The following is a 4793-nucleotide window of genomic DNA, read 5'->3' on the forward strand; positions in this document are numbered from 1 at the left end:
TCATCCTGGAAGCCTGCTAGTGGTGAGCGTATGCCGCGCATCTTTATGATTTTAGGGTCGGCAAGGAACGCCATACGCCGGTTGTACTCGGATAGTACGTGGTTTCTGCGACGGACAAGTGCATCATCGTCCAGCAGTTGCCAGCCTATGTCTGTGTCGCCCTGAAAGCCAAACATGGTTCGGTTTCTGTTTTCCCGCGTAAAGCCATGCGCGCCCAATTCCTCCTGATAGGGTCTCAGCGAGAGGCTTCTGGGCCGTGCTGAGCAGTAGTTGCAGGAGGCAACGTGCCAGGGGGCGTCCGGAACCTTTGGATCTTTGAAGAGCAGTGCAGCGTCCGTAGCCATGAAGAATTCTGACAGTGAGCCGGACCGGTTCATGGCTGAGATGTGGGAATGTGAAATTTCTCTGGTCGCCTCTGCGGTCATGGAGTTCTGGGAGAACAGTCCGCGTGTGTCCTCGATCATCCGGATGGCAATCAGTTCAGAGCCCAGAACCGCTCCCGTAGGGTCTGCAACAGTTACGGGAGTGCCAGCCGCGTAGCTGTACGCTGAGAAAAGCTGGCGTGCTGGATCCGTCTCAAGGAAGCGGGAAAGCCTTGGTGACAGGTCACGCACACCCAGGGTGATGAGGTCGCCTGCGTAACTTCCATTTGCGTAGCGGGAATCCGCATGAACAGCAGCCGCCATGCACAGGATGGAGGGTATCAGGAGCTTAGTGACTATCTTCGCCATGGCAGCCATGATCTGTGGTTCCTGCTGGTAGTAGACTTTGATTTAGGTTTAGGCATTAGGCTACGGTGCTCTTCGTGCAAAGCTCTAAGTACCCTGGGGTCTCGCTGAGCTAAAAAGAGGTAGCCTGCGTTGCTACGTCGTGTCCGTACCAGATTAAGGCCATCGTAATACTCCGTAGTCTGCCGCCGGCGTTCAGCTATAGCGGCATCGTACTGTACTATTTTCTCCGCCATCTCATCCGCCCCCTTTCGAAGCGCAAGAAACAGTTCATCAGGTTCCTGGCGAAAGTCTGCCAGTGGGGATGATATGCCGCGAACTTTCATCATTTCGGGATTTGCCAGAAATTCCATACGCCGATTGTAGCGTAACTGCATATCATCACGTGCCAGTACCAATGCCCGGTCGTCCCAGAGCTGAAGGCCTACGTCCACATACTCACTGAAGCCGTACATTTCCCTGTCTCGGCCTGCACGGGTAAAGGATGTTCCTACTTCCTCGTGGTAGGGTTTGAGCGATAAGGATTTGCTGCTGCCCAGACAGTACTCGCAGGAAATCACGTGCCAGGGTTTGCTGGGTAATACCGGGGTAGTTTGCAAAGCCACGGCTTGGGTGCCTATAAAGAACTCCCCCATTGAGGCTGAACGCGACATTGTCTTGGTATGCACATATGCGACTTTCTTTGTATCTTCTGTCGCTAGGAAATTTGCCCGGAACAGGCTACGCGTGTCATCTATCAGGCGTATTTCCGAGATAGGCAGCACAACGGCACCTGTAGGATCCGCGGCTGTAACCGGGGTACCTCCCGCGTAACTGTAATCAGAAGAAAACTGATGCTCCGGATCTGTTTCGAGGAAACGGGAAAGCTTGGGTGACAGGTCACGGATACCCAGTGTGATTATGTCACCGACGTAATCCCCACTTGCATAGCGGGGATCCGCGTAGCTCAGGTTAGTCGTGCATAGGCAAAGGAGTATGAGCCACTTCACTGATACGTTCGGGCGTGTCGGTAAAGATCACGGGGTGCGTGGTGCTCCCGTGCTACCCGAATGATCTGCTCGATGGCGATAGGTGCTACGACAAAGGCCAGTGACAGGCCGGCAAAGGATGCGACGCTACGCCAGACTGAAGGTGGTGCCGCACCCGGTAGGCCACCGTTCTTCATCATGTTGGTAACCAGCTGTTGTATATTCGCCTGTCCTTCGGCATTCAGCAGCGGCAGGGGGTCAGCGGATGCGACGGCTCGTGACACTGCGGGAATAGCCTCGTTCGCTACGGCTCGTGACCCCGGGCCTTCACCCACGGCGAATACCGACAATGCAGATCCGGGGGCTTCGATGGTTGTGGGGTTGCCCAGTGTCGCTACTGCACGGGCAGCATCTGCCGTAATTCCTTCCTGCACCGCAGTGGCTGTACTTGGTATATATGGTTCTTCGTAGAGCGGGTTATCAATGGTCCGGAAGGCCAGTCTGCCCCGTACGTCCGCTGCGGTGTCTTCCAATCCGATTTCAGAATAGATACCCATGTCGTTGGTAAGGAGTTCCGCCGAGGATCGGGAACTGACGCTACCCATCTCAATCTCTTCAGCCGTGCCGAAACCCAGTAGGGACTGCTCTGAGGTTTCTGCGGCTATCTGTGAAGCTGCGGATGCACCTGCTTCACTTTCCACGGTGAAGACAAAGCTGGGATTCTCAAACATTCCGGCGGCATTCCGGGCAATGGTGCCAAAGCCACCAGCCGCGGCCATGGCGGTTCGATCTGCACCCGCGCTCATACCTACAATGTCCTCCATCGTCAGCATGGCTTCACGTGAGCCCGACGTTCCCAGCTTGGCGGACACGAAGGCCACCAGGCGCGCGATACCATCACCGATACCATCACCGCTGGGATCCGCAAAGGTCATGGGGTTGCCACCCGTGTAGGTGTAGGCAGACATGAACTGGCCTTTTCGGTCAATGGTCAGGAACCGTGACAGCTTAGGGGAGTAGCTGCGGTTGTCCAGCGCCACGACTTCACCTACCACAGGTTTTCCGATAAACGTATCAGAGTGTTGGACACTGTGGTAGATCGCATAGGATCCCAGACTGAACAGGGCCGCCGTGGTAGCGTGCAGTGCCAGCGCTCTTGCGGTAGTCAGCGCTTTGGGTGCTATCTTCATTTCTCTTGGCTATCTCCGTATGGACGGTAAACCCAGCTTTCACGGCTCTTATCATTAACCAGTGTCAGCCAATTATTCAACCGGTCTGGGAACACGAGCAGGGCTTCGCTGGATTTTGCCAGCAGGTACGTGGCCTGCCCACTACCTACCCGGATCTGCGCACCTTCGGGTGTCACTTCATAACCTTCATCGAGATACAGGGTACCGTCGCTGAACAGACGTTTGCCGTTGAAGTAGCCAAACGTGTGGATCTCCCCTTTATTCTCTGTTTTAGCCAGACGGCCCATGACGTTGTAGGTGTAAGTTACTTCACCATCAAAGGTCATGCGACCTGCCTCATCATAATGGGCTTTCAGATCGTCATTACCATAGTTGATCGTGTCGATCCGGTTGGTCTTCTGCTCCATAACAAACGAACCATACTCATTCTTGGTTACGTTGCCATTGGGGTCATATTCGAAGGTGCCCGACAAAGTACCGGTGTACTTGACCAGACGGGCCAGCGAATCGTAGTGGTAGTTTTGAATCTCAGTATCGCGCCGCATTCCCACCAGGTTACCCGTAGCATCCCATGCGTACTTAACCACTTCCAGCGGGGATTTATCCGAATCACGGGTCAGGGCCAGGTGTGTATCCCGACCCCAGCTGTCCAGTTCCCTCTCGATCTCGTAGCCCATCGACATAACTGTGCCGGGGGAGTCATCCGGAAGGAAATTGCTGAAGTCCAAGGTTACGGCATCTTCCCAGTGGGGTGAACTCACGTCCAGCGAGGTGACAAGTCCCGCAGTACCGTAAAGGTATGTGACGGTTTCGCCCTGCGGGTAATGCACTGCCTGAAGCGAGCCGTTGGGGTGGCGGTCATACGCAAATACGTACTCACCGCCCTTGACCCGCCAGGCCTTGGATTTCAGGAAGCCCATGGCATCATAGGTCAGCTCCACCGTGTTCCCATCGTCCATCACCTGTGTCAGGTGCCCCCGGTTGTTTTCACCGGTGCGGGTATCATCATAGACGTAGGAGACAGTGCGTTCCTGCTGATCAGCTCCCCGGTATGTCATCGTGGTTACACGGGCGCGTCCGTCATAGGACCAGATCTGCTCAGAGCCATCCGCGTTCACGCGCCGGGCCAGCTTACCGAAGCCGTTGTAGAACTCGCACTGCCGCCCAGCATCAGGCGTCATGACACAGGCACGATCCCCCGTGGTGTCGTATGAGACGGTGGACATCAGCCCCCGGTAATCGGTGGTGTCCGTGACACGTGACAGGAGGTCATAGTGCGTTGTGGATGTAGAGCCATCACTGCGGGTAGTGATGCGCTCTCGATGTACCTTGCTCTCTTCTGTGGTCTTCAGCAGCACGGTCGCGGCAGCATCCTGAACGGGTTTGCTGGGGTCAGGACCGTAGATACTGGTAACAGATTTCCCATTGGAATAGGAATACGTGTACCGTACAGTGGCAAGCCCCACGCGCTCACGTGTCAGAATATTACCCCGGTGGTCATAGGTGTATCGGATGTGTCCGCCAGCCGGTGTGATTTCGGAACTCAAACGGCCCGTTCCCCTGTCAAAGGATTTCTCAGACAGGGTAACAGGCTCATTCTCGCCACGGGTACGCACCTTCTTCCACACCTTACCAAGACTGTTGTAGTACGTATCATTCACGAGCACCCCGGTACCGTCGGAGACGTGCTCACTGCGTGCCCTGGAGTTATCCATGAACACGTAGTCATACCAGCGAACCGGTACGGACGTTCCCTCAGAGTCTACGACATACTGCTTCAGGGAGTGCCCAAAGGTATCATAGGCGGATTGCGTACCGGAACCATCGGGGAGGATGTGCGAAGTCACCAGCCCCCATACCGGGTCGTAGGTGAAGCGGTCAATCAGGCCGCCAGATTCACGGGAGCT

General features: G+C 55.5%; 3 protein-coding genes. All 3 read right to left on the reverse strand.

Translation table 11 applies throughout. The features are described from left to right. On the reverse strand, nucleotides 1-740 hold a 740-nt coding region (locus ACOCD2_RS01140; protein WP_419625552.1), incomplete at its 3' end, for a hypothetical protein. Nucleotides 741-1713: 973 nt separating this feature from the next. After that, nucleotides 1714-2886, reverse strand: coding sequence for an RHS repeat-associated core domain-containing protein (locus tag ACOCD2_RS01145; RefSeq protein WP_419593878.1), 1173 nt, complete (start codon nucleotides 2884-2886; stop codon nucleotides 1714-1716). Beyond that, the coding region (locus ACOCD2_RS01150; RefSeq protein ID WP_419625554.1) for a hypothetical protein at nucleotides 2883-4793 on the reverse strand (1911 nt) is incomplete at its 5' end. The genes ACOCD2_RS01150 and ACOCD2_RS01145, both read right to left, overlap by 4 nt.

Source organism: Thiolapillus sp. (assembly GCF_048562965.1).
Taxonomy (GTDB): domain Bacteria; phylum Pseudomonadota; class Gammaproteobacteria; order Chromatiales; family Chromatiaceae; genus Thiolapillus; species Thiolapillus brandeum_A.